A 26439-nucleotide genomic window follows, 5' to 3' on the forward strand; every position below is an offset into this window, starting at 1 on the left:
AGTGCCTCGGATTAAAAAATATGCATCATGCCCACTAAATATTCGCACGGCGCGAAGCGGGGCTGGAATGGGTGTCACGCTGCCGCGGCGAAATCGATCGTGATCTTCGTGCCGCGGTCGCGCGCCGTGTCGATCACGATTTTTGCCTTGTGAAGCTCGGCGATCCGATGAACGATCTTAAGGCCGAGGCCGATCTGCCCCGAGCGCTTGATATAGCCGAGGTCTTGGTGGTGCTCCGGCAGATCGACAAGTCCTTTGCCATCATCTTCTACCGAGACCAGTGGTCCGGGTCCGCAGGTCACAACGATGTGGGTGCCGGGCGCATTGTGCTTCACTGCGTTCTCGATGAGATTGCGCAGCATGTTTTCGACAAGAGCGGGGATCACGGTTACCGATGCCGTGCCGTGGTCGACGAATTCGATCGACTTGTCGTGGTCGAAGATGAATGGCGCCGTCGTCTCCGCGATCTCCGCTCCGATCTGCGAAAGGCTTGCGCGCTGATAGGCCGCGGGATCGACGGCGTCGGCACGGGCGAGCGAGGTCAACTGCTCCAGGATATGTGTAAGTGCGTCGAGATCGCGTTCGGCATTGCGGGCGCGCGGATCGGCGATGCGGCTCAGCTCCATCTTGGCGATGGAAACGGGGGTGCGTATCTCGTGGGCGATCGAGGACGAGAAAACCTTCTGGGACTGGACGAGATCGGCAACGCGGGTAAGCAGGCGATTGACGGCGCTGACGAGGCGCTCGATCTCCTGCGGCATTCGGCTCGCCGGCAGGCGCGCACCGCTGTCGCGCGGATCGATTGCGTCCGCTGCCCGCACGGCCATGGCCACCGGCCGCAAGGCGCTGCGGATCGACCAGATCGTTGCGCCGATGACAAGGCAGAACATCAGCGTCATCGGCACAATCATTGAATCGAACATCTCACGCAGCAGGACCCTGTACATGAAGCCGTTCGGGTCTTTCAGGACCGCGAGCTCGACAAGAACCGACTCGCCGTCGCGTTCGAAGGAATGGCCGCCCGCGACACTGAAGGGCTTGCCCGGCTCGATCTGCCGCTTCCAGAAGGTCGGCGCGTTGATGGACAGCGGCAGAAAATGCGCAGCGCATTCGGTTGTGCAATTGGAAAAGAGCACGGAGCCGGAAGCCGTGCGCACCCTGAGATAAATTGCGCCCGCGCGCCCATGCGGTTCCAGATAACGCTCTCTCAACTCCTGATCGGGTTCGTAGGTCAGAACCCCGTCTCGCTTCCTGATCGCCCTCGACAGGTCTTCGGTTTCCTCCTGCAGCATCAAAACGCTGAGCTCATCGTCGTCGAACCAGTAGTCGGCGAAAACGACGCCGATTTGCAGAATCATGGCGAGCAGTGAAAAGGCGACGATGCGCCGCGCCACGATGCCAATCAGCGAGGGATTGGCCTTTTTCATACGGCGGTCCGCAGCAAATAGCCGATTCCACGCACCGTCTCGATCCGCACGCTCGTGTCGAGAGGCTGCAACCGCTTTCGCATGCGGGAAACGGCGAGTTCCAAAGCATTGGAACTGAGCTCCTGGCCATATTCCGACAGTGCGATCTCCAGCCGACGCTTCGGGACGACGCGGCCGACCTCACGCATCAATATTTCGATCAGGGAGCGCTCGCGCGGGGGCAGGGGCACGATGCTTCCATCGCAGGTGAGCTCCGCCGTGGCCGGATCGAACCGCAAGGCGCCGGCCTCGAGTACCGGTTGTATCGCCTGCGGATTGCGCCTGAGCATGGCCCTGCAGCGCGACAGCAGTTCGCGGTGATGGAAAGGCTTCACCAGATAATCGTCCGCCCCGGCATCGAGCCCCTGGACCCGTTCATCCACCGAACCGCGGGCGGTGATGATCAGCACCGGCAGGCCGGCGCGCTCCTGCCGGATCCATTTCAACAGATCGAGGCCGTCGCCGTCCGGTAGCCCGAGGTCGAGAAGGACGAGATCGTGCTCCTGTTCGGCGATGGCGGCCTCGGCCTCGCGCACGCTCGACACCGCATCCAACCGCCAGCCCGATTCCCGCATGGTCTCCCCCACAAGCTCGATGAGGCGGGAACTATCTTCGACGAGCAGTAGGCGCATGCGTTTTCCTGGTTTCGAGCTTCTTACGGCCAGCGGCGCTAGACCATATGAGCTTTTCCATGGGCTGCCAACTTCCTGCCAGACCAAGGCATGGAGCCCGCCAAAGCGCCATGCCGGAATTGCCGGCACGCGGTCTTGCCCTTCCATCTCCAAGCTGACGTTCCGACAGGAGTTCGACAGCTTGCCTGCGCTACTGGCGGATGTGTCGAGACGCGTCCGGCGAACTGCCTGCATCCCCCGCAAGTGGTCGATGACGGTCCGACGGTGCAACGGGGCAGTGAGAGCGACGAGCTCGCATCCTTGGAGTTAGGCTTTTGACTATGTTGAAGTTTCGCCGGCCGGAAATCGGCAGTATTGCGTTGAGTGCGATCGTCACCCTTTATTTGCTGCTGGTGACCAACAATTCCTTCTGGACCCATGCGGTAACCTATTTCGATCACGCTCGGCTGGGTTTGCTGTCGCTTGGCGCCGCGCTCGGTCTCACGACATTTGCGGTGCTGACGTCCCTATCGGTCAAATACGTGATGAAGCCGGTGCTGGTCCTTCTGATCGTCATATCGGCCGCGGCCTCCTACTTTACCGACAGCTTCGGCGTGATCATCGACAAGAGCATGATTGGCAATGCCGCCGTCACCACACAGGCCGAGGCGGGCCATCTGCTAACCGGCAACCTCGCTCTTCATCTCGCACTTTACGCCTTGTTTCCCTCGCTTCTGATCGTCTGGATCAAGGTCAGGCATCGCCGCTTCTTGTCGAAAGCGGCTGTCAATTTCCTGTTCGTCGCTCCTTCACTGCTTTTGAGCGGCGCTCTTATCTACGCCAACTTTGCCAGCGTCGCCTATGCTTTGCGGGAGCACCGAGACCTGATGGTCAGGTTCAACCCGGCCGGCCCGGTCACCTCCGCGGTGCGCTACGCACTCTCCACCTATCGCGAGCGCAATCTGGTCGTACAGCCGCTCGGAACCGATGCGAAAGAGGGGCCGCGAGTTGTCAATGCCGGAAAGCCGGTCGTCGTCGTCGTCGTCGCGGGCGAAACCGCGCGGGCGATGAATTTCTCGCTCAACGGCTATGGTCGCGAGACGAATCCAGAGCTGAAGGCACTCGGCGTCGTCAACTATCGTAATACGACGAGCTGCGGCACTGCGACCGCTGTGTCATTGCCCTGCATGTTTTCCGTCTATCCGCGCAAGCAATACAGCGACTGGAAGGCGCGCTCCACGGAAAACCTCGTCAACGTGCTGACACATGCGGGCATTTCCGTTACCTGGTGGGACAACAATACGGGCAGCAAGGGCATCGCCGACCTTATCAGTTTCGCCAGCATGACCCACCAGAAGAACAGCCCGCTGTGCAGCAATGGCGAATGTCTTGACGAAATCTTCCTGGATGAACTGGATAAAAAGCTCGGCGCCACGACAGCGAACAGCGTCATCGTACTGCACCAGCTCGGCAGCCATGGACCATCCTATTACCTACGCTATCCGGAGGCCTTCCGCCGTTTCACGCCCGACTGCCGCACGGCAGAACTGATGCGTTGCTCGACAGAAGAAATCGTCAACGCCTATGACAATTCGATCCTTTACACCGACCATGTTCTTGCAAGCGTTGCCCGCCTCATTGAAAAGCATCAGGATCGTATTGCCGGCGCCATGATCTACATGTCCGACCACGGAGAATCGCTCGGCGAGAGCGGCATCTACCTGCATGGCGCACCCTATGCGATCGCACCGAAGGAGCAGACGCAAGTGCCGTTCATCGCCTGGTTTTCGAAGCCTTATCAGGCCGCAATGGGGATCGACACCGGTTGCCTTTCCAAGGACGCCGATCAGCCGAAGTCGCATGACAACATGTTTCATACCGTGCTCGGTATGATGAACGTGCAGACGAAGGTCTATAATCGTGGTCTCGACGCCTTTGCCGCCTGCACGCGGCCCGACGTCGAAAAGGAGAAGATGGGGCCGGGATACCACGCCGCACAGGGCGCTGAGGGAACGGTACCAGCAGACAGGCGACCGGCCGCCAAACATGTGACGGACCTCCTCTGACGGTCACTATGGAACGCTTATGCTCGTTCGTACCCGCCAAATCTGCTAGACTTACCCCATGAAGCTGCCGGCCTGCCGCGCTGACCCGACTGTCGCGGCGTACCGGCGGAAGGAGGAACCGATGCAGGTTGCAGGGATTCAAGTTTATGCCGAGCGTGGCGGCAAGGCGGGTTTTACCGTCGAGTTCGTCGGCACAACCGGAGAGATCGTCACGATTACCTGCCCGCAGAATGCGGAGGGCACCCTCAATAGACTGAATGCCGTTGCGCGGGCGAAAGAAATTCTCGCCGCCGCTATCGAAACGGACGAGGCTCTGCTGGGCATTGCCGGCACGAGACGATCCCCTTGGACACCGGAAGGGGCGCTGGCGAACGCACGCCAGGCGCATGATCAGCGCGCAATGGAAGAACAACTGGAAGAGGGGCTTGAAGACACGTTTCCTGCCAGCGATCCGGTCTCCATCACCTCTTCGGCGATCCCGAAGGGCTCGTCGCGCGGCTAAGCGATCGCACGCCGGCTGCATTGTTCCTTAAATCGGAACCGACAGGATAAACCACGCAGCAAATAACATCGGCGACGCCGCGCCGGCGGAGCGGTTGAAATGTAGGCTGTAGCCATGCTTCATCGGGCGTGCCGCACCGCTTGAGATTTCTTGTTGGCGATTTTGCCCCGAAACCGATTCCCGTTTTGAAAATAATGCAGTAGAGCTGTTTGTCGAAGCTGGAGCTTTGCCGCGGCAATATCCAGACATGCCTTAAGACCAGTGACGGTCGATTCTCGTCAACAGCAAGGAGCCAGCCGTCTTGGACAGGCACAGGAGACCCGATTCATGAATGGCCGGCGTTTCACGTTCGCGGTCGGTGACATTCACGGATGCTTAGTGCAACTCGAAGACTTGCTGGCCAGCATCGAATCATCTGCGCCTGGCGGGAGGGTCATTTTCCTCGGCGACCTGATCGACCGGGGCCCGGATAGCCGCGGCGTGGTCGAACGGATCATGGCAGGGCCTCGCAACGCTGACTGGGAGTGGATTACTCTCAAGGGAAATCATGAGCAAATGCTGTTGGCAGCACGGAAGGGTTACGCCGAGATGAGCCATTGGCTCATGAACGGCGGCGACGAAACCATGGCGTCTTATGGCGGCGCCATACCTTTGAGCCACTTGGTCTGGATGGCGGAGCGACCGTCGCTTATCGTCGAACGGCATCGCATTTTCGTGCATGCCGGCGTCGACGAGAATTTACCGTTGGACCAGCAGGACGACGACATCCTTCTCTGGATGCGGACGGAGCCGAATTATTCCGGCAACTATTGGGGCAAGCATCTCTGCCATGGGCATACACCGAGCCTCAGCAATCCCCGAACGATCGGCAACAGGACCAATGTCGATTCCGGTGCGGTTTTCGGCGGCGTACTCTCATGCGCCATCTTCGATGATGAGGTTCCTGGCGGCCCGATCGGCTTCCTCGTCAGCGAGCACCCCGAGGGGCACGGCTAGGCGAATAAGGATTGTACTCCCATACCTCAGGCGATAGTTGTGCACCTGCGCTTCGTCATGTGAATGTTGGTTCAGGGAACGGGTTTGGATAATTTGTCTTCATCGATTTTCACGAAGAATTTCGCCGCCCTGCTATTCGACATGGACGGGACGCTGCTCAACTCGATGGCTGTCGTCGAAAGAGTATGGGGCGCCTGGGCGGCACGTAACGGGATCGATGCCGATCTCCTAATGAAATCCGTGCATGGGGTGCGTGCGGTTGACACAATCCGCAAACTGGGCCTGCCGGTTGATCCGGAACAGGAGGCGCGCGACCTTGCGGAGGCGGAAATCGCCGACATTGAAGGCATCGTCGAAATCCCCGGCGCCGTCGCCTTCCTCGGCACGCTGCCGCCGGAGAGGTGGGCGATCGTAACCTCGGCGCCGCTTGAGCTCGCAGTGCGCCGCCTGGCCGCGGCGGGCATTCCAATGCCGCGCCTCATGATAACCGGTGAAGATGTGTCCGCGGGCAAGCCTGATCCTGAGGGTTATCTTCTTGCAGCCGAAAAGCTCGGCGTCCGTTCAGAGGATTGCCTCGTTTTCGAGGATGCGCCCGCCGGCATTCTCGCCGGCAGATCGGCGGGGGCCGAGGTCGCTGTTATCACCGGAGCCCACACCGCGGCGGTCGGAACAACGCATATAACGCTGGCACACTACACCGACGTCGAAACTCGCCTCGGAGAAGACGGGTGGCTGTCGCTTCATCGGCGTCATTTCTGACGGCTTACCTGTCGCACTGACCTATAAAGAGCCTGCGAGGATCATTGCCTTGCCAGCCTCATCGCGCGTGCGTGCAACTTCGCGCAACCTGAGCCTGCGAGTCCGGGCCCCAGATACACATCTGGGGGTCGGTTCGGGTATGCGCGACACCCTACAGCGCCGTGCGTCTTTTCAGACGCACGAAGGTCGCTGTAGCACTTTGAATTGCTGCATGTTTTTAGCCTTAAATCGGCTCCGATTTAAGGAAACATGCAGTAAGCAGTTCTTTGTAGCAAATCCGGAAGAGTGTTGGTCGCCACAGCGGACGCTTGGCGAACGATTCTTGCGACGCGCGAGCGCGTCATTGCGTGACGGTTGGCGGAAACAGTGTCGCACTAACGGCAAAGCTGGCCGAACAGCCGATCTCGGCCCGGCATGGGCGGTCAGCCCGCTGCTGGCGCCTCACAAGGAGAATTGCCGCTATAAGACAGAAAGCACATTTATCATTAGTGGCCGCAACGCTCATAAAGCAACTGCTAAAGCAAATTCCCCTATAAAATCAGTGTGGTACAAAGACCACAACCTTCGAGCAAATGCCTTCTTGTCGCAATCTCCTGATGCGGAGGACGGAGTTTCCTGAAATACAGTCATCAGCAACTCACTTCCGTATCTCCTTAATGGTCCGGTCGAATTGCTCTGGGGAGAGCCGTCACTGGAGGGCTGACACCCAGCCGTGGCTGGCTGAGCGTCGAGAGTGGGTGTGCCGGGGATATGGGGTTCATGAGCAGTTCGGCTTCGTTTCCGATGGTCTCTCCTGATACGGCGCGGTCCGCGTCTCTTCAGCTGCAGGATGGCGTTGAACGTCCTTTGGAGAAATCCACGGGCACAAGTGGCCAGGCAGCGGCCGAGATGCGGCAGATTCTTTCGGAAGAGATCGGTCAAAGGGTGCGGTTGGCATTCCAAGCTTTGGAAACGCGTTACCGTGGGCTTCCCGAAGCCAAATGGGACATGTTGCTCGCCAACTATGTCTACGGCCTCACGGCGGTGGTCCTTGCCGGCGAAGCGCCCGCTCAGCACCTCAAGGCAATTCGCTCCCATCTCGAAGAGGTGATCCCGGCCGAGCGAGCCGCGAGGGCGCTCGAAACGGTGCCCGAGGAGAGCGACGCCTGGCTTGAGGGCGCGCTCGCAAGCGTCGAATCAATCGGCGGCAGGCATGGCCATGCGCTTCTGGCGCATGGCGTCGATGCCAGCCCCATCATGCCATCCTCGAACGGACACGCATCACCGGCAGGGCCGGGGGAGTCTGCCGCGATCGAGAGCGAAGCGGTACAGGAGGTACTCATCCCATGACATCTATACAGGGAACAATCGCGCAACGTGAACCGGCCCGCTTCGCCGCAAGCTGCTCTAGCGGTGCGCACAAGGGCAACCGCTCGCTGCGCCGTCGGCTGATGATGGCGCTGCGCCTGGCGCACCGCGTGCTTGGCCCGAGGCGAGATCGGCTCGGGTGCGGCATGCTCGGCATCGGCGGAAGCCTCGCCGGTGTTGCATCGGCGGCCGCGATGCTCGTGATCGCCACCCCGGCGCAGGCACAATATGCCGCCGGCGGCGGCACGGCGACAGCCAGCGGCTCCATCGCCATCGGCGCGCCCGCGACGGCCTCTCAGCTCAATGCCGTTGCGATCGGGACCCGATCCGTCTCGTCGACACAATATGGGGTGGCAATCGGCCAGGACGCGTCGGCCACAGGAACCGGCGGCGCCGTGGCGGTGGGCGGCGGTGCGATCTCAAACAACATCAATACGGTCGCGCTTGGCGTCAACGCCAACGCCATTGCGGCCGGGGCCAGCGCGCTGGGCACCGCCGCCTTGGCTTCGGGAGGGAACTCCACCGCGGTCGGCGTTGGCTCTACGGCCAGCAACAGCTTTGCGTGGGCCGGGGGCTACGGATCTGAAGCTAGCGGGGTGCGCGCCCTCGCGCTCGGGTTTCAGGCGACCGCGTCCGGGCTGGATGCCGTGGCCCAAGGCAATTCCGCCAGCGCAGGCGCCCAGAATGCCGTCGCTATCGGCTTCCAGGCGACCGCCACCACGATCAACTCCGTCTATCTCGGCTCGCGCACCGCTGCGGGAACAGGCGCCCTCGCACAGAGCGCCATCGCGATCGGCACCGATGTGACAGCGTCCCAGGCCGACACCATTGCGATGGGGCGCGCAAGCCGGGCGACTGCCGTCAACGCCACGGCGATCGGCCTTCTCTCCAACGCGTCGGGGTTGAGTTCGTCGGCGTTCGGCAGATCGGCCAATGCTTCGGCCGACTTCGCACTGGCGCTGGGTAACGGAAGCGTGTCGAGTGGAACCGCCTCGGTCGCGGCCGGGTCGGGCGCCCAGGCCACGAACGCCGCCGCCATAGCGGTGGGCAACAACGCCAATGCCTCGGCGCTCAATGCAATCGCGATGGGCACCAGCGCGGTCGCAAACTCCGCCGACGCGGTGGCGATCGGCAACGGCTCGACCGCGACCGGCGGCAAGGCAGTGTCCATCGGTTCGGGCAACGTCGCCAACGGCAATGGCGCGGTGGCGATCGGCGATCCCAACACCGCGACCGGCGACGGCGCCGTGGCGCAGGGCATGGATAACACCGCCACCGGCAACGGCTCGGTCGCCATGGGCAATACCAATATGGTCGGCGGCGGCGGACAGGCGGTCAGCACGCCCGGCACCGCGGCGCAGGGTGCCGTCGGCATCGGCTATCAGAACACCGTGACCGGCCAGGGCGCGGTGGCCATCGGCGACCGCAACATCGCCAATGGCGTAAGCGCCATCGCCATGGGCAGCCAGGCCAACGCCGCTGCCGCCAACGCGATGGCGCTTGGCGCCGGCGCAACCGCGACGCATGCCGGATCCGTGGCTCTGGGTTCGGGCTCGGTGACGGCCGTCGCGGTACCCACGCCGAACACCATTATCAACGGAACAACCTACAACTTCGCCGGCGCGGCCCCGACCTCGACAGTAAGCGTCGGCGCTGTCGGCGCCGAGCGCACCATCACCAATGTGGCGGCAGGCCGGATCTCCTCTACCTCGACGGATGCGATCAACGGTTCGCAGCTCTTCGCGACGAACCAGGCGATCACTGCCGTCGGGACCGGTCTCGACACGTTTGGCACGAGCGTGTCGACGGCGCTCGGCGGCACCTCTGCCTATAATCCGACCACCAACCAGGTAACGGCGGGGCTTGCGATCGGCGGCACGACCTATAACAACGTGCAGTCCGCCCTCACCGCGGTGAACGGCACGGCCTCGGCAGGCTGGAACCTGCAGGCGAACGGGGGTGCCGCGACGAACGTCGCCCCGGGCGGGACGGTGCAACTGCTCAACGGGCAGAACATCTCCGTCACGCGCAGCGGCACGGATATCACGATCGCCACGACGCCGGCCCTCACCGCCGACAGCCTGACGCTGTCGAGCGGGCAAGTGTTCAATGCCGCGGGCCTCTTCATGAACGGCACCGGCATCAGCGGCCTTTTGGACGGGACGGTCTCCGCGACCTCGACCGAAGCGATCAATGGCTCGCAGCTCTACGGCACGTCTCTCAGCATCGCCAACATTCTCGGCGGCGGCGCCATCGTGAACCCGGACGGCACCGTCAGCAGCCCGACCTACACGATCGCGGGCAGCAGCTACACAACGGTGGGCGGCGCCTTCACAGCCATCGACGACGCCATCAGCGGCGGCGGCGGGATAAAATATTTCCACGCCAATTCGACACTTGCGGATTCGAGCGCCGCTGGAACCGACTCGGTCGCCATCGGCCCGCAGAGCGTCGCAACCGGCAACAACAGCTTGGCCGCAGGCTTGAACGCCCAGGCAAGCGCCAACACCTCGCTCGCCATCGGCCAGAACACCCAGTCGACGGTGCTCGGCGGCGTGGCGCTCGGCTCGGGCTCGGTGGCCGACCGGGCGATCGCGCCGGCATCCGGCAGCATTCTCTCCGGAACCCAAATCATCCCGTACAACACGTCGGACAAGATCCTGCTCGGCGCGGTCTCGGTGGGCAACTCGACGTCCTTCCGGCAGATCACCAACGTCGCCGACGGCACGGAAGACCAGGACGCAGTCACCATCCGCCAGCTCAAGGGGGCACTGTCATCGTTCGCGGTGTCGTCCACCAATTACTTCCACGCCAATTCGACGGCTTCGGATTCGCTTGCTGTCGGCGTCGATTCCGTGGCAATCGGCCCGCGCACAACCGTCAACGGCGATAACGGCATCGGCATGGGCAACGGCGCCGTCGTCCAGATGACGGCGCCCGGCGGCATTTCGATCGGCCATAACTCGACCGTCAACCTGGCCGACGGCATCGCGCTCGGCACGAATTCGACCGCGAACGGCATCCAGGCGATGGCCCTTGGCGCTGGCGCCACTGCCAATGAACCGGGCAGCGTGGCTCTCGGCGCAGGCTCGACCACCGCGGCCGCAGTGGCGACCACCGGCGCCACGATCAACGGCGTCGCCTACACCTTCGCGGGCACCAACCCGACGAGCACGGTGAGCGTGGGCGGCGTCGGCAGTGAACGCACAATCACCAATGTTGCCGCAGGCCGTATCAGCGCCACATCAACCGACGCCATCAACGGCAGCCAGCTCCATGCGACCAATCAGGCCGTCGAATCCCTGCAGACGGGAATTGGCGATCTTGAGGAGGTCGCCGTCAAATATGACCAAAACCCTGATGGCACCAAGGCGAACTCAATAACACTCGTGGGCGGCGACCCCGGCGCGCCCGTTGTCATCCACAATGTCGGGGCCGGCGTGGCCGACACGGATGCGGCGAACGTAGGGCAGGTAAAAGCCATTGCCGGCACAGTGGCCGGCTCGAAGAAATATACGGACGACCGAGCGACCTGGGCGGTCGGCCAGGCAAAAACCTACACCGACGAGGTGGCAGGCACGACCCTGAACTCGGCCAACGCCTACACCGACTCCAGGCTCAGCCAGCTCAACACGGACTTGGGCGGCATCCGGAGCGAGGCTCGACAGGCGGCGGCGATCGGCCTGGCGGCGGCGTCGCTGCGCTATGACGACCGGCCCGGTAAGCTCAGTGTGGCGGCCGGCGGCGGCTATTGGCGCAACGAGGGGGCGTTTGCGTTCGGCGCCGGCTACACCAGCGAGGACGGCCGCGTTCGGGCCAATCTTTCCGGTACGACCGCGGGCGGTGCGTGGGGCGTCGGGGCAGGCCTCAGCGTGACCTTGAATTGAGGATCACGACGACATGGCAAGCGGCGGGCTCACGCAGTTTCGGAAAGCCCCTCGCTGCCCCGTTGATTGCCCTCCACTGCGAGATCGCGGCGAGTATTCGTCGCGATCTTCAAGCCCTGCGGTTCCCATCATGAAGTTCTTTTTTGTCAATGTTCCGTTCACTTGCTGAGCCCATCCGCATGCGAGACCGAGCTGCGGGGCGGTTCGTCCTGCTCGCAGCGGGTTGCCTGCTCCTTACCGGCGGCTCGCCCGTCGCTGGCCAGGAAACGGGATCCTACCGGATAAAACCGTCGGAGGTGGTGCCGCCGCAAGGCGTTCCATTGGGCAGCTATCGCCGGATTATCCAGCCCTTCGAGAACTGGAACCTGATCTGCGACGAGAATCTCAAGGCCAAACGCAAGGTGTGCAACATCAGCCAATCCTTCATCGATCAGAATCAGGCGCTCATCTTCAGCTGGTCTCTGGCTGCCGATGAGAAAGGCAAGCCTTTCATGATCCTGCGGGCGCCCGCGCACCTCGGTACGGGGAGCAAGATTTCGCTCGGGATCGCCGGACGGGAAAAGCCCGTCGACGTCCAACTGACCGCATGCGACAGCACGGTCTGCGTCGGCTACCTACCCGTCGGCCCGATTCTTCGACAGCAAATCGGCAACGAAGCCACCATCAATGTTTCCTATTCCCCGCCTTCGGGCGCGGCAGTCAGCCTGGATGCCCCATTCAAGGGGCTCAAGTCTGCACTGTCAGCCATCAACTAGCGAGAGACCACATGACCCGCCAATCCATCCAGGACAGAATATTGACCAGCTCGCAGGCCCCTGCACCGGCAGAGCCGATGGCAACTCCATCATCGGCACGATGGTCAGTTTGGCGGGTGGTGCGAAACGTCGCGCTGGCCGGCATGTTCGCCGTCGTGGTCGCCGCGGTGGTCGTTCTCTCATTCCATTTCTATCCCCCGCTCGGGAGATTTGTCGCGGAGACCGCCTCGGCCCAGTCGCAAGCGCCCGCTGAGGGCAAGCCCGCTGAGAGCAAGCCCGCGGAGAACAAGGCCGTGGCAGGAGGTGCAGCGGCGGCCGAGACGCCATTTCAAAAGCATGCGAACCAAGCAGGCGTCCACACCTGCGCCAAGGTCTTCGCCGCGCTGGGGGAGGCCCTGACCTTGGGGTCGACGTATACCGAACAAACGCAATGGAACACTTCGTCGCCCGATACCCATCCGGTGCAGGCCATTGCCGGAATGACTTATGACCTGCCCGACTATAAGGCGCAGGCGGCGGGTGTCGTGTTCGCTTCGCCCATCGGCCAGGGCTGCGAAGGCGGCTTCGTGCGGGTGGCGCCGTTCCAGAGGACATGCCAGGAAATCGTGCAGACACTTCCGAAGGGCAGCGTCCTGGCGGACAACCTTTCGAACACGATGCTTTTCAACCTGGCCAACGATGGCGGCCAGGCTCTTCTGGTCCCCACCGGAAACGCCTGCGTGGTCGTCTCCGTCGCGAGAATGGCCGGATAAGCACTCACGCTTGCGATGTATTCCTGATCAACTTCAGCTTGGAGCACGAACATGTGGTTCAGCCGTCGCCTTTGGCTCATACTGATTGCCGCCCTAATTGGCATTTCGCCCGGCAATGCCGCCGATTTGGTGACCCCGCAGCCGGGACCTGCGCCCGAAGAGAAGGGCATCTGGGGCGCGATTGCGTTTTCGCCTGTCGATGGCCGGCACGGCTTCTTCTGGGGCGCCGACAAGAGGACGGAAGCGGAAGATGCCGCGCTCAAGCATTGCGAGAATGCGGAAGGTGCAGCTTGCAAGGTGGTCGAAGTGTTCCGCAACCACCGCCATTGGGATGACGACGACGGCACGGGCTTTCCCTACGAGCATTGTGCAGTTCTGTCGCTAGGGGGGACCTCCCGTGCTGGAACCCCGTTCTGGGGCACCGCTTCGGCGACGACCCGTCGCGAAGCGGAACGGAAGGCCCTGAGCCTCTGTGGCGGCCAAGAGAACCAGTGCGAGATCCGCGAATGGGTTTGCACCTGAGGCAGACGGAACGCCGCCCATGCTTACCGCCTCGGCGCTTGAGTCGTGAGCGTTCTCGCCGACCATCCGGCGGCAACGCTTGTCCGGCAGCGCAATTGGAGCCGGCCGACCCTTGCCGACTGGCGTGGAGCGCTAGAGGAAGAGATCCTGAAGCATGACGCTGTCGATCTTGTGGCCCACAGTCTGGGATCCGTGCTGGTTGCGATGCTGGCAAAGCGGCCGACGGCCGAACGGGTGAGGAGCGCACTGCTGGTCGCGCCGTGTGATCTCGACGAGACCGAACGGCTCCATACGGGCGCAATCGATTTCGGTGCGATGCCCACAGACAGGCTGGCATTCCCAAGCCTCGTCGTCGGCAGTCTCAACGATCGCTACATGCGCTTCAACCGTCTAAGGTCGTTTTGCAAGGCATGGCGCAGCAATCTCGTCGATCTTGGTCATGCGGGTCACATAAACCCTGAAAGCGGTTTCGGTCGCTGGCCGGGCGGTTATAACCTGCTTAGGGTTCTGAACGATATTGCCCGCCGCAAAACATGCAGCAATTCAAAGTGCTACAGCGACCTTTGTGCGTCTGAAAAGACGCACGGCGCTGTAGGTGCCGCGTCGCCAGCATGAGCTTGGATCAGGCCTCAACCGGTTGAGGTTTTCTCTTGTTGATCAAACGCCTGGCAAGCCGCTGACCGGGCTTTTCGACAGCGAGAAAAGTCACGTAAGCAGCGGTGTAGACCAACGGGATCAGAGTGGCGGTGACCGCGGCAAACCGCGCGGGCGGTGTGATCGTATCGCCGAAAGCGCCGATGAAATAGGCAGCGATCGGCTGCAGAAAGATGAGGTGCCAGAGATAGGCGCCGAAGGACAGTTCCCCCAGCCAATGGAAAAACCTGTTTCCAAGCGATGAGGAAACGGCCCGAAGCCCCAGACCCAGTGCATCACCGAGCAGACGGTGATGCAGCAGGGCGAAAAAGATCGCCACAAGGATGACCCGCATCAGCATTTTCGTCGCCGTCATATCTCCGCCGATCGGCAGCAGCGCGAGCGCGAAGGCCGCTCCACCATAGAGAAAAGCCTTCGATGCGTCCGCGTGAAGAGCAAGCGCCAACAGCATTCCGCAGAGAAAGATGTGCATCTTCAACGGCAGGAATGCCGGCATTGGGAAGTGAATGCCCAGTAAGCTCGTCGTCGACCAGATCGCGACGGCGATGGCGGCCGTGAAAAGGGCACCTCTCACCCACCCGGCTTTCTTGAGCAAAAGCATGATGAAGGGAAAGGCCGCATAGAACTGCATTTCGAGCCCTATGCTCCAGTCCGGCAAGGGGGTCCGGTAGGCGTAGTCGGGGGAGAGGCCGAAAAGAAAGCTGACGTGCATCAGCCCGTTGGTGATGCCGTTGTCCAGAAAGCGTTGGGATGACTGCGGCGTTCTATCGAGGAAGGCGTCGATGACCATTCTCGTTTCGAACAACCAAGGGCCAAGCATGAAGGCAACAGCCAGTAGAAAATAGTAGAGAGGCGCAATCCTCAGAAAGCGTCGAATCCAGAAGCTTCTCCAGGTCGACGTCAGCTCCCATGGCTCCTTGCCGGCACGTAGCTGATAGTGAAATACCATTAGAAAGCCGGAAAGCATGATGAAGAGATCAACGCCGAGATCAGGCTCCGACAGAACCGGCAAGCGCCAACCGGTTAGCAAGAGCGCGTGGCCAATCATCACCCACAGTGACGCGAGCCCTCGAAGCCCATCCAGACAATCAATTCGAGTTATGCGGGGGTCGTACTCAGCCATCAGCAATCTTCGTCCTTGTTTCGCACCCAAGGTTACTGCCTGCAGTTGATGCTGCGATGCACAAGGGACTGCCTACAGGGTGACTAAGGCAAGACTAAGTAATGGCGGAGAGGAAGACGCAGCGATCAGGCGCTACCGGATGGTTCCTTAAATCGGGTTCGATTTAAGGACAAATCATGCCAGCGATTCAAAGCGCGACAGCAATTTTTGCGCAGTCTAATCGGACGCACGGCGCTGTCGGCTTGGAACCGGCGGTATGTTAGCTAAGGCACAGATAGTAAGCGGGAAGCCGCCCGGCCTTGCAGGGCTCGGACGGCGTAAGACATCGGTCGTTTTGGGCTAATCACGCCCGATCATGGATAGGACCTCGTGCTTTTTCAGCTCGTCGATCGCATCGAGCGCCTCATCGGCCGACCAGCCCGCCGATACCGCCGCTTCCAGGAGTTGGACTTCGGCTTCTTGTTCAAGTTTCATGTATAGCGGTTCGAGCGCTTCCTGCACCGTTAGGATGTGTTCATCCGGAGCGACAACAGGATGGCGTGACATAGGCATAGGCACAATCCTCCCTTGTATACGCGGACGCATTTTTATAATCCTTGAGCGACGTTTCTGTTCCACGCGAGAGGGAGACCGGCCGAGATCTACGGCTTCCAGGCGGAAAGACCCTGCGAGCATATGCTGGGAACGTCTCTGGATCAACAACGGCTACGTAGAGCTGCTGAAAAGGCGGCGATAGCATCGCATTCAGACAATACAGTGCGCGATGTTCTGCTAATGCAGTAGACCGTCGCGCGCTTGGAATGCGCGTGACGGGCTGCTTTCGTTGTCTTCAGATCCTCGGAAAGGAGAGTTTAATCAGCGACCGCTGGTCAAGCCGGACGGGCTGTCCAGCGCCGTCAATATCTGGTGTGCGGCCTTCACTCGTGCCGGGATGGGATAGTTCTTGTTCGCCAAGATCACGATGCCGATGCTCTTGGCGGGAACAAAGGCGACATAGGCGCCGAAACCGTTCGTGGAGCCGGTTTTGTTGATCAGCACAGCTTCCTGCGGCAACAGCGGTGGAGCCAGTCTGCTTACTGCATTGGCCTTAAGGATCACCCGGGAGGAATTCCCGGCAAGCAGCCGGTCAAGATCCGTTGGATAGGCATACATCTCCCATCCGAGACCCTGCGTCATGTGACCGACTTTGTAGTATCCCGTGTGCGTTGCGGCGATCGCGCGTTGGAGCGTTTCGTCCAGCTTTGAGCCGCTTATATTTGCCTCGACGAACCGGATCATGTCGGCCGCGGTCGTTTTCACGCCATAGGCTTCCGAGTCCAGAACGCCGGGTGTCACGCGAATCGGCTTGTCGTCTTTCGAATAGCCGTAAGCGTAATTGCCCATCTGGTCCGGCGGAACCCTGATGTAGGTACGGGTCAGGCCAAACCGCGGAAAGATCTCCTGTTCCATCAGATCATCGAAAGGCTTGCCCATGCTTCTGGCGGCGAGATAGCCGAATAGGCCGATGCTCGGGTTCGAGTAGAGCCGATAAGTTCCGGCGGCATAGGCAGGGCGCCAGCTCTTGTAATAGGCGACCATCTCTTCCCGATCGGTGACATCGCCTGGAAACTGCAAGGGTAGACCGCCCGCCGTATAGGTACCGAGATCAAGAAGGCGGATCCTGTCGAAGCTGCTGCCGGCGAGAGCTGGCAAATATTTGCTCGCATTGTCGGAGAGCGAAAGGGTTCCACGCGCCTCTGCGTAGGACGCCAGGGTTGCGGTAAAGGTCTTGCTGATCGAGCCGATCTCGAAAATCGTGTCCTCGGTAACCTTTTCTCCGCTCTCCTTTGAAGCGATACCGTAGTTAAAGAAATATCGCTTCCCCTGGACCGTAACCGCCACCGCCAGTCCCGGGACATTGTTCTTTTCCATGACAGGTCCGATCGCCTCATTGACGACGCGGTCGAGCTGCCTCCGGTCGTGATCGTCGGCGGCGTGGGCGGATGCGCCGAAGAACAAGGAAGCAGTCGCGAGAATTCCAAGCTTCGGAAGGGAAATATTTCTCATAGCAGATACAACGCCCTCGTGCTCGTGTGTCGGCCGCACTTGCAGCAAGCTGCGGTCGATATGTGTCGAAACCTGCGAACCGGCATCCGTTTGCGTCGAATGCAACAGGGGAGGCCCCGAACCAGTCGCGACGATATACGTGGTCCGTGCGCATGGAACAAACGACGATATTTTGCACGAGCCATTAGAATAACTTGGGCATCTGGATGGTTCACCTCATCTGCCCCCTGAACGCGCTTCGTCGGCACCAACAATTTTCTCCGACCATTCCCCGCCGACCGCGGATCAGGATTTCAGGGCTCCCGCAAGCCGGTGGATGTGGTGTGCGCCTATGCCACAGCAGCCGCCGATCAGGCTCGCGCCGGCGTCGGCCCATTGGCAGGCAAAACGGGAATAGTGATCGGCCGTCAAGTCATCGCGCGTCTCGTGCAAGGTTTCGTTCGCGGCACCATCATTCTGATTATCTTCAAAGGCGTTCGCATAGACGCCGATCTCGACCTTCGCATCCAAGCGGCGAAAGACGGAGGACGAAATCTCGACGGCTTTCGCCATCACTTCGGGCCGGCTGCAATTGAAGAGGAGGGCCTCGGCTCCGGAACCGGCGGCCCATGCAGCCGCCTGTGCGACATGCTCACCGGATCGCAGCTTGGGCTCGTCGCCGGCAATCGCCTGCGCATCATCAGCCAGGGTGAAGGAGATCCAGAGCGGCTTGCCGGTGGCCGCGACCGCATGGCGAACGGCATCGCCTTCGGCAATCAGGCTCAGTGTTTCGCCTAACCAGACGTCGACATGAGGTGCCAGGTTTTCGACCAGAACCGCGAGATAGTCCTGCACCCTTGACGGATCGAAGCGCTCGGGTTCGTAGGAACCGAAGATCGGGGGCAGGGACCCCGCGACGAGGACTTCCCGCTTTATTTCGGCATCCGCTGCCGCTCGCGCGAGCCTGCCAGCTAGGTCGATCAAGCCCGCAGCCTGCGCGTGGAACCGTTCTTCGCCAATGTGGAAGGGCACCAGGGCGTAGCTGTTGGTGGTGATGACATCGGCGCCAGCATCAATGAATTCTCGATGCACCCGCCGCACGATGTCCGGCGTCTCGATCAGCGCAAGAGCGGACCATTCAGGTTGCCGCAATTCAGCTCCGAGCCGGAGCAGCTCCCGGCTCATGCCGCCATCAAGGACATGCATTTTCTTCATGTGAGAGATTTCCTTACTTGTGGAATACGGAGGACAGGGCAAAGGCGGTCAATGTGTCGCGGACGCCGGCCAGGGCCAAATCTCCTGCCACACCAGTCGGATGCGATCGGCCCCCGGCGCCTCGACCCGCACCACCAGATCGAATTCGCCGCCCATCACGTCGCAGGAGACCACTTCGGGGATGCGACGCAGCGCATGAACGACGTCGCCGCCGCGCATCCGATCGTGCCTGTAGACAAAAATCAGCGCGGCAATGGCTCCCGTCTTGCCGATGGCGACACGACTCTCATCTGAAAGTTCGGTAAGTGCAGCCATTGCTCGCTCCGGAAGCCTCAGGGGCGAAGTGCCTGATCGAAATCTTCGATGAGGTCATCGACGGCTTCGAGGCCGACGGAAAGGCGGAAGACACCATCGCCGGCAAAGACGCGATAGTCCTCGAGTTGCGCGCCCTGCAGCCCATAAGTCGAACGCATCATCTCCTCGGTATCGAGAAGAACGACGATGCTGCGCTGGTGCCCGAGCGAGAATGCGTAATGGGCGACCTTCAGCCTTGTTGCAAGCTGGGTTGCGACTGCCTGCGGCGAGGTGGTCTGAAAGGTAATCATGCCGCCGAAGACCTGCATCTGGCGACTGGCAAGCGCATATTGAGGATGGGTCTTCAGCCCCGGATAGATCACTGATCGAACCGCCGGGTGCGTGGAGAGAAATTCCGCCAGCAGCATCGCGGATTGCGACACGGTACGGATGCGGGGAAGGAGCGTGTCGATGCCGCGCATGATCAGCCAGGCATTCTGCGCCGACATCGACGCACCGAGATAGACCCCGGCGCGCGAGCGAATTTTCTCAACCAGTTCCTTGCGGCCGCAGACGATGCCGCCGAGCGCGTCGCCATGGCCATTGATGAATTTGGTCAGCGAGTGAATGACGAGATCGATTCCAAGCGCGAAGGGCCGGGTTGCGACCGGTGTCGCCAGCGTCGAGTCGACGGAGACGAGTGCGCCTTTGTCACGCGCCAAGGCCGCGACGGCAGCGAGATCCGTCAACCGCAAGATCGGGTTGCAGGGGCTCTCACAGTGTACGAGCCGCGTGTTCGGCCGAAAGGCGGCGGCGATGTCTTCGATGCGCGACATGTTCACGGCGGTGATCTCGATGCCGTAGTCGGGCAGAATGCGTCGCGCAAGCTCATTGGCACCCGCGTAGCACACGTCGCTGACGATGAGATGGTCGCCCTTCTTCAGCAAGGTCAGGAAGGTTGCCGCGATCGCCGCGATGCCCGTTGCCGTTGCCAGCGCGTCGTCGGTTCCTTCGATCGCCGCCATCCGCTGCTCGAGCTGCCGCACGGTGGGATTGGTCCACCGCGCATAAAGAAACGGTAGCGCTGTCAGGTCGGGAACGCCGTCGGCGGAGAAGGCGCCGTCGCCGGGGACCAGCGTGTTGTTGACCGACATCGAGATGTTTGGCGCGATCGCTCTCGTGGTGGGGTCGATGACGAGACCGCCATCGACCGCCAACGTTTCCGCGCGCAAGGCCCAGTCGTTGACGCGGGACGTGCCAGAATCGAGCGCGAGTACCCCGGAGTTGGCCATGGAAAGCGATGCCTTCGGAGACATTGGAAGCCCTTATTGAGTTTGTTCGCTGCGACTTTATGCCGGTGACAGTGGGATCGGCGGCCAAATAACACCACGTCCCGCCGAAATTTGGCAAAAAACGGTGCCGATCCGCGCTGAAAAAGCGGGTCGCGCGGCGCCGCCGCTTCGCTCGGCGACGGCTGCGAGGCCGAGGCGCTCGGCCTATCGGCGAACCGGAACCTGGGCTTCGACCAGTTTGAAGGCGCGGGTCAAAAGCAGGGTCAGGAACACATAGAAAACGGTGACGACCAGAAGCGGTTCGTAGACCAGCAGCGTATCCTGGCGGACCTTGTAGGCAACGGCATAGAGGTCCATGACCGTCACCGTGAAGGCAAGCGGCGTGGCCTTCAGTTGCAGCACGATCTCTCCGGCGATCGTCGGCAGGGCGATGCGGATAGCGCGTGGTAGCCATATCCGCCTGAGCAATTGCCAGGACGACATGCCGAAGGACTTTCCAGCTTCCAGTTCTCCCTTCGGAACGGCCAGGAGAGCCCCGCGCAAGACTTCCGCCTCATAGGCCGCATAGTTCAGGGTGAAGCTAACGGCCGCAAAGAAGAAGCCCTCACGAAGGACCGGCCAGAGGAAGCTCGAGCGCAGGCCGGGAATGAGCGGCAGCAGCGAACCGACGCCATAGTAAAGCAGCCAGAGCTGGATCAGCAGCGGTGTTCCGCGCAGGCAGGTGCAATAGCCGCGGGCCAGCCACTTTAGCCAACGCGGACCACGGATCTGGGCCAATGCCAGGCCGATCGCCAGGATGAAGCCGAAGACAACGGATATGACGAGTAGCAGGACGGTCTGCACTGCGCCGGCGACGAGGAGCGGCCAATAAGAGCTAATCCAGGAAAAATTCATCGGCCTATCCTCAAGCGCTCTTCGGCTGGCCGCGGCGAAAACGGAATTCCAGCGCCCTGAAGACCATATTCGAAAGGAGAGTGATGCCGAGATAGAGGAAGGCGGCCGCAAGGAAGAAGACGAAGTAATGCTTGGTGTTGGCGGCCGCCAGTCGCGTTGCGAGTGCCAGTTCCTGGTAGCCGACGACCGCGATCAGGGCGCTGTCCTTGGTTACCGACATCCAGAGATTGGCAAGGCCGGGGAGGGCGTTCGGCATCAGCGCCGGGAGAACGATGCGTCGAAACCGCACCCATGGCCGCATTCCGAAAGCCTTGGCGGCTTCGATCTGCCCGACGGGGATAGCTAAGATCGCGCCGCGCAGGACCTCCGTCATATAGGCGCCCTGGACGATGCCGAGCACTGCGACCGCCGCAACGAAGCCGTTGATCTCGATCGGGGGAAGTCCGGCAGCAAGCAGCAAACGGTTAATCCCGTCGGTCCCCGCATAGTATAGCCCAACGATCAGGATCAGCTCGGGAATGGCACGTACGGCCGTCGTATAGAGATCGAGGCCGATGACGATCGGTCGACTGCCGGTCAGCTTTCCGAGCGCCCCTACCAGCCCGATCAGAATGCCGAACGCATAGGCTCCAAGCGAGATCGTGACCGTGGAAAGAGCTCCGGTAAGCAGAACGCCTCCCCATCCCGGAGGATAGGGAGCGAGCAGCTCCAGCACTGACTGCGTGGACGACATCGCGATGATCTACCTGAATGCGTGTGGTTGAAGGGCGGCAGCGGCGCTTCACGGCCGAGCGAAAGAAGCCCGGCCGCTTTCATGGTGCTCCCGATCGGTGATCATTTCCCGTACGGATCGAAGTCGAAGTACTTCTTGGAGATCTCAGCATATTTGCCGTTCGCCCGTATGGCGGCGATGGCCGCATTGAGCTTGTCGCGCAGTGCGGTATCTTCCTTGCGCACGCCGCCGCCGATGCCGACACCGAGAATGGCCGGATCATCGGCGACGTCCCCCACATCGGCGCAGCAATCCTTGCCGAAATCGGACGTCAGGAACTCCGCCAGCGGGATCGCGTCGCCAAAGACATAGTCGATGCGGCCAGCCGCAAGATCCTGAAAGGCCTCGTCGAGCGTCGCATAGGTCTTTTCCGAGGCCTTTTCGGAGAAGTACTTCTTGAAATATTCGGATTGGATCGTCGAGACCTGAATGCCGATCGTCTTGTCGGCAACGTCATCCGGCGCCACCCCGGTCGCCGCACCCTGGGTGCCGATCAGCTTGCTCGGGGTGTTGTAGTATTTGTGGGTGAAATCGATCGTCTTCTTGCGCTCGTCGGTGATCGACATGGACGACCAGATCACATCGAACTTCTTCGTCTGAAGACCGGGAATGAGTCCGTCCCAGGACATGTCGACGACGGAGCATTCTTCCTTCATCTCGGCGCAGACCGCATCCATCAGCTCGATTTCCCAACCGATCCACTTGCCGGACGGATCTTTGGTAAAGAAGGGCGGGTAGGCTTCGTTCATGATGCCGAAGCGAACGTCCGCCTCGGCCGTGGCGGCCGAAACGGCGAAGGCCGCACCGGCGAGCAGGATGGAAAACAACTTCATTCAAGTCCCCTTTTCGGTTGTCTGGTGGAATTGTGGGATCAGTTCGACAGCACGCCGGTGAACTCACGACAACGGCCACTCGTCGGTGCGCCGAAAATCTGTGCGGGCGGTCCTTCTTCCTCCACGCGGCCCTGGTGCAGGAACATCACGTGACTGGAAACATCGCGAGCAAATTTCATTTCATGCGTGACGAGCAGCATCGTTCGCCCCTCATCTGCGAGGTCTCGAATGACCTTCAGCACTTCGCCGACAAGCTCCGGATCGAGAGCCGAGGTTGGTTCGTCGAAAAGCATGACGGCCGGATCGACGCAAAGAGCTCGGGCAATCGAGGCGCGCTGCTGCTGGCCTCCCGATAGGAAAGCCGGAAAGGCATGCCGCTTCTCATAAAGGCCGACCTTCGCCAGGAGGCTCTCGGCCTTTTCGATCGCCTCACTGCGCCCGATGCGCAGAACGTGGACCGGCGCCTCGATGACGTTTTCGAGGACGGTCATATGAGCCCAGAGGTTGAAGCTCTGGAAAACCATGCCTAGACCCGTCCGCAGCCGCTCAATCTGCCGCCAGTTAGCAGGATGCGCGCGCCCATCGCCACGGGCTTTCATCAGCACTTCCTCGCCATTGATGACAAATCGACCACGGTCCGGGATTTCGAGGAAGTTGATGCACCTCAGGAAGGTACTTTTTCCGGAACCCGACGATCCGATGATCGAGATCACGTCGCCCTTCTGAGCCGACAGCGAAATGCCCTTTAGGACTTCATGAATGCCGTAACTTTTGTGAACGTCGTCCACGAGCAAGGCGGGAGCTGCCGTCGGCTTCATTCCTGTCGTTCCCCGAAGATTTTTTGAGATGTTTTCTTTGACTTTAGCGCGGCTGCGTGCGGAGACTCCGCGCAATTGTCCTGCTTTCTGCGGAATTTCTGCGCAACTGTTGCTGTAGTGCGGTCTATGTGCCGCGCATTGTCAGAGTGATGCAGATCACTCTGGGCTGGGTCATGTCCTCCCAAGCGAAGCGCACGCCCTCGCGACCCATGCTGCCATATTTGAAGCCGCCATGGAATCGAAGCGATAGTCGGAGGAGTCGTTGATCATCACCCCGCCTGCCTCGATTCGCTCGACCGCAGCAAGCGCTTGGGCGAGATTGTTTCGTGAAAATGCCTGCGTGCAGGCTGTATTCGGAGTCATTGGCCTTCGCGATCGTGGCGAAATCGATGAGCGCGATCCTGTATCGTGTCACGCCAATCCTCCGATGAACAATGCAGGAATGCTGAAGGACGGCAGGGACAAGGTGAAGATTGAAAAGCGAACGATATACACAAACAGGCGTGTTCTCGTTTATCTGTGCGGAGATCAAGCACGGTAGCGGCGATTCTCGACCGACCGCCGCAAGGTCAGATGATAATTTGCGGTGAAACAGCAATAGCAGGGACCAGATGCCGGAAACATTGGATCAGTTCGATCGCAACATTCTCGAGATCGTGCAGCGAGATTGCCAGCTCAAGGCTGAGGCGATCGCCGACCAGGTTGGTCTTTCAGCTTCCGCGGTGCAGCGGCGGCTGAAACGAATGCGCGAAGAAAAGATAATTACGGCAGAGATCGCGGTCGTCGACCGCAAAGTCGTCGGAAACCCGATGACCTTTATCGCCGGGATGGAAATCGAGCGCGAGAATTATGATGCGCTGGCGAAGTTTCGCGTTTGGGCAGAGAAGCAGGACCATATCCAACAGGTCTATTACGTGACGGGTTCCGTTGATCTGGTCGCGATCATTACGGCACAGGACGTCGGCCAATACGACGAGATTACGGCGCGCATCATGTCGCAAAATCCCCAAATCAAGAGAATTCACACGAACGTCGTTCTCAAGGACGTAAAGCTGGGAATGTTTGTCCCGGTGGAATCATGAAGAACCTCCGTGCTGCGCAGCTAGACACGGATCCAGCGACACGCAAAGCGCTCTGCGTGGGCATTCTGCCGCGGGCGACGGCGTTGGAGACGAAGGTCAAGCTGATTTGAAGCCGGCGCAGGTCCATCCAAACTGCACGCGAGGAGCTGCGCGAGGAGCGAGGCCAGATGAGGCCGCGTTCGGCAGACACATTGCCGAGCAGGACGCTCGGGGAAATCGAATGTTTGCGACTTCGTAAAGTTCGACCGAAGGCTGGCGCGCGCGAACACCGCTCTCAGAAACTCGTTCGCAATTGTCTTAATCAGGTTCGCTCACATCCAAGCCTTTCGCTAGTCGCCACTTTAAACATGATAAAAATACTCCTGTTTACAGGCGTCGAAACTCGCCAGCGGGGCAATCTCTGATGCTCAGCGCTGCGCGGCAAGGATTCTATCTGCCATGACGATTGTGCAAACTTCTCCCGCGGTCCAGGATGGGCCGATAGCGCGAAGCGCAGGAAAACTTTACGGGGTTCTGGGCGGGCTCTATCTCGCCCAAGGGATCCCGAGTTACCTGCTGCTAGTCGCCTTGCCCCCTCTGATGCGCGAGAGCGGCGCGTCACGCACCGCGATCGGCCTGTTCTCGCTTCTGATGCTGCCGCTCGTGTTGAAATTCGCGATCGCGCCACTGGTCGACCGCTGGGCGCTCTGGCCAAGTCTGGGCCACCGGCGCGGATGGGTGGTGCCGACGCAGCTTCTCGTCAGTGCAGGCATCGCTTCGATGGCCTTGGTCGAGCCCAGCCAGGCCGGCGCGCTCTTCGCGATCGGCATCTGCATCACGCTTCTTTCCTCGGTGCAGGATATCGCCACCGACGGTTATGCGGTGCGGCACCTGACCAGATCGACACGGCCGATCGGCAATGCCGTGCAGGCGGGATCGGTCGCGCTCGGCGTCATCATCGGCGGCACGCTGACGCTGGTCCTCTTCCACAAGATCGGCTGGCGGCCGACAATCCTCCTGGTCGCATGCCTGTCACTCATGCCATTGGCCGCGGCGATCTGGATGCGGGACAGGGCCGAGCCTAGCCCGGATGCGGCCCCGCGCAAGCGAGCAAGCCTTCTCGGCTTCTTCCACCGGCCGAACGCCTGGATGATCCTTGCCTTCGCCCTCACTTACCGCGCAAGCGAAGGTCTCGTGCGCGGCATGGAAGGGCCTTATCTCGTCGACAATAAGGTGCCGACCGACTGGATCGGCTACATGTCCGGCGGTGCTGCCGCGACCGCGGGGCTTCTAGGCGCCGTGATCGCTGCGCTGATCATCCGCAAGGTGGGATTGACGGCGACGCTCATCCTGCTTGGAGGGCTTCGCAGTCTCTGCTTCCTCGCCTTCGCGCTCAATGCGTTCGGCGTATGGCCCGGAATCGCCGTCGCCATGTCGGCGTCCGCTTTCCAGACCCTGATCCGCTACATGGAGCTGGTCGCGATCTACTCGTTCTTCATGGCGTCATCCTCAGACGACCAGCCGGGTACGGATTTCACCATACTGAGCTGCGCCGAGCTGGTCGTCTATCTGATAGGCACCTCGATCGCAGGCTACCTCGCCGACAGGCTCGGTTACGAAATGCTGTTTTCCTCGGCGACGGTCATTTCCGTGCTCGGAATCGGTTTGTCTGTCTGGATGCTGGAAAAGATCAAGGCGCGGCCTGCGCCTCTAGATCACGATGATTTTAGGTCGAAACGACTTAAAATCATAAAACGTGATCGATTCTAAAGAGTTAGAGCGGGATGCGGGCGGA

At 60.9% G+C, this 26439-nt stretch carries 23 protein-coding genes and 2 pseudogenes; 12 read left to right on the forward strand and 13 right to left on the reverse strand.

The window, feature by feature from the left end:
- Positions 1 to 74: 74 nt before the first annotated feature.
- Both PYH37_RS03705 and PYH37_RS03710 read right to left on the reverse strand, forming a co-directional pair.
- On the reverse strand, positions 75 to 1427 hold the full coding sequence (locus PYH37_RS03705) for a sensor histidine kinase (protein ID WP_280732083.1): 1353 nt from the start codon (positions 1425 to 1427) through the stop codon (positions 75 to 77).
- Entirely contained in the window at positions 1424 to 2098 is a 675-nt protein-coding gene (locus PYH37_RS03710; protein ID WP_280732084.1) for a response regulator, read from the reverse strand. Before PYH37_RS03710 ends, PYH37_RS03705 begins: the two co-directional genes overlap by 4 nt.
- Before the next feature lie 320 nt (positions 2099 to 2418).
- Here PYH37_RS03710 and PYH37_RS03715 point away from each other — a divergent pair, with 320 nt between their 5' ends.
- The 10 genes from PYH37_RS03715 to PYH37_RS03760 all read left to right on the forward strand — a co-directional run bounded on the left by PYH37_RS03715 (position 2419) and on the right by PYH37_RS03760 (position 14278).
- Positions 2419 to 4143 carry a phosphoethanolamine transferase gene (locus PYH37_RS03715; protein WP_280732517.1) on the forward strand — a complete coding sequence of 575 codons (1725 nt, stop codon included), beginning with the start codon at positions 2419 to 2421 and terminating at the stop codon, positions 4141 to 4143.
- 121 nt (positions 4144 to 4264) lie between these two features.
- Complete coding sequence (locus PYH37_RS03720) at positions 4265 to 4645, forward strand: hypothetical protein (RefSeq protein ID WP_280732086.1); 381 nt, start codon at positions 4265 to 4267, stop codon at positions 4643 to 4645.
- 327 nt (positions 4646 to 4972) lie between these two features.
- A complete protein-coding gene (locus PYH37_RS03725) occupies positions 4973 to 5641 on the forward strand; it encodes a metallophosphoesterase family protein (protein WP_280732087.1) in 669 nt (222 codons plus the stop codon).
- An 84-nt stretch (positions 5642 to 5725) separates the two neighbouring features.
- Complete coding sequence (locus tag PYH37_RS03730; RefSeq protein ID WP_280732088.1) at positions 5726 to 6400, forward strand: HAD family hydrolase; 675 nt, start codon at positions 5726 to 5728, stop codon at positions 6398 to 6400.
- 888 nt (positions 6401 to 7288) lie between these two features.
- Entirely contained in the window at positions 7289 to 7729 is a 441-nt protein-coding gene (locus tag PYH37_RS03735; protein ID WP_280732089.1) for a hypothetical protein, read from the forward strand.
- The gene (locus PYH37_RS03740) at positions 7726 to 11634 is read left to right on the forward strand and encodes a YadA-like family protein (RefSeq protein WP_280732090.1); all 3909 of its coding nucleotides are present in this window, start codon (positions 7726 to 7728) and stop codon (positions 11632 to 11634) included. Before PYH37_RS03735 ends, PYH37_RS03740 begins: the two co-directional genes overlap by 4 nt.
- 320 nt (positions 11635 to 11954) lie before the next feature.
- A complete protein-coding gene (locus PYH37_RS03745; RefSeq protein WP_342394638.1) occupies positions 11955 to 12389 on the forward strand; it encodes an invasion associated locus B family protein in 435 nt (144 codons plus the stop codon).
- Between the two features lie 143 nt (positions 12390 to 12532).
- Positions 12533 to 13141: a hypothetical protein gene (locus tag PYH37_RS03750; protein WP_280732092.1), complete on the forward strand. Its 609-nt coding sequence runs from the start codon at positions 12533 to 12535 to the stop codon at positions 13139 to 13141.
- A gap of 51 nt (positions 13142 to 13192) precedes the next feature.
- Complete coding sequence (locus tag PYH37_RS03755; protein ID WP_280732093.1) at positions 13193 to 13663, forward strand: DUF4189 domain-containing protein; 471 nt, start codon at positions 13193 to 13195, stop codon at positions 13661 to 13663.
- Between the two features lie 45 nt (positions 13664 to 13708).
- Positions 13709 to 14278, forward strand: a complete 570-nt coding sequence (locus PYH37_RS03760; protein WP_280732094.1) for an RBBP9/YdeN family alpha/beta hydrolase — start codon at positions 13709 to 13711, stop codon at positions 14276 to 14278.
- 7 nt (positions 14279 to 14285) lie between these two features.
- Here PYH37_RS03760 and PYH37_RS03765 read toward each other — a convergent pair whose 3' ends face one another.
- The 11 genes and pseudogenes from PYH37_RS03765 to PYH37_RS03815 all read right to left on the reverse strand — a co-directional run.
- Positions 14286 to 15440: an acyltransferase family protein gene (locus tag PYH37_RS03765; RefSeq protein ID WP_280732095.1), complete on the reverse strand. Its 1155-nt coding sequence runs from the start codon at positions 15438 to 15440 to the stop codon at positions 14286 to 14288.
- A 339-nt stretch (positions 15441 to 15779) separates the two neighbouring features.
- Positions 15780 to 16001: a hypothetical protein gene (locus PYH37_RS03770; protein ID WP_425336089.1), complete on the reverse strand. Its 222-nt coding sequence runs from the start codon at positions 15999 to 16001 to the stop codon at positions 15780 to 15782.
- A gap of 294 nt (positions 16002 to 16295) precedes the next feature.
- Complete coding sequence (ampC, locus tag PYH37_RS03775; protein ID WP_280732097.1) at positions 16296 to 17486, reverse strand: class C beta-lactamase; 1191 nt, start codon at positions 17484 to 17486, stop codon at positions 16296 to 16298.
- Positions 17487 to 17771: 285 nt separating this feature from the next.
- The gene (locus PYH37_RS03780; protein WP_280732098.1) at positions 17772 to 18680 is read right to left on the reverse strand and encodes a homocysteine S-methyltransferase family protein; all 909 of its coding nucleotides are present in this window, start codon (positions 18678 to 18680) and stop codon (positions 17772 to 17774) included.
- A gap of 13 nt (positions 18681 to 18693) precedes the next feature.
- Positions 18694 to 18929, reverse strand: a pseudogene (locus tag PYH37_RS03785) (Lrp/AsnC ligand binding domain-containing protein); the annotation flags it as partial.
- An 83-nt stretch (positions 18930 to 19012) separates the two neighbouring features.
- Positions 19013 to 20266, reverse strand: a complete 1254-nt coding sequence (locus tag PYH37_RS03790) for a trans-sulfuration enzyme family protein (protein WP_425336090.1) — start codon at positions 20264 to 20266, stop codon at positions 19013 to 19015.
- 204 nt (positions 20267 to 20470) lie between these two features.
- On the reverse strand, positions 20471 to 21160 hold the full coding sequence (locus tag PYH37_RS03795; protein WP_280732100.1) for an ABC transporter permease: 690 nt from the start codon (positions 21158 to 21160) through the stop codon (positions 20471 to 20473).
- 10 nt (positions 21161 to 21170) lie between these two features.
- On the reverse strand, positions 21171 to 21893 hold the full coding sequence (locus PYH37_RS03800) for an ABC transporter permease (RefSeq protein WP_280732101.1): 723 nt from the start codon (positions 21891 to 21893) through the stop codon (positions 21171 to 21173).
- Between the two features lie 101 nt (positions 21894 to 21994).
- Positions 21995 to 22765 (reverse strand): transporter substrate-binding domain-containing protein, encoded by a 771-nt coding sequence (locus tag PYH37_RS03805; protein ID WP_280732102.1) that lies wholly within the window; start codon positions 22763 to 22765, stop codon positions 21995 to 21997.
- 38 nt (positions 22766 to 22803) lie between these two features.
- The gene (locus PYH37_RS03810) at positions 22804 to 23583 is read right to left on the reverse strand and encodes an ABC transporter ATP-binding protein (RefSeq protein ID WP_280732103.1); all 780 of its coding nucleotides are present in this window, start codon (positions 23581 to 23583) and stop codon (positions 22804 to 22806) included.
- Positions 23584 to 23707: 124 nt separating this feature from the next.
- Positions 23708 to 23959 (reverse strand): annotated as a pseudogene (locus PYH37_RS03815) (aldehyde dehydrogenase family protein); the annotation flags it as partial.
- 235 nt (positions 23960 to 24194) lie between these two features.
- On the opposite strand from PYH37_RS03815, the gene PYH37_RS03820 reads away from it, so the two are divergent.
- A complete protein-coding gene (locus PYH37_RS03820; protein WP_280732104.1) occupies positions 24195 to 24665 on the forward strand; it encodes an Lrp/AsnC family transcriptional regulator in 471 nt (156 codons plus the stop codon).
- A 438-nt stretch (positions 24666 to 25103) separates the two neighbouring features.
- On the forward strand, positions 25104 to 26414 hold the full coding sequence (locus PYH37_RS03825; RefSeq protein WP_280732105.1) for a RhtX/FptX family siderophore transporter: 1311 nt from the start codon (positions 25104 to 25106) through the stop codon (positions 26412 to 26414).
- Positions 26415 to 26439: the final 25 nt, after the last annotated feature.

This window comes from Sinorhizobium numidicum (assembly GCF_029892045.1).
Taxonomy (GTDB): Bacteria; Pseudomonadota; Alphaproteobacteria; order Rhizobiales; family Rhizobiaceae; genus Sinorhizobium; species Sinorhizobium numidicum.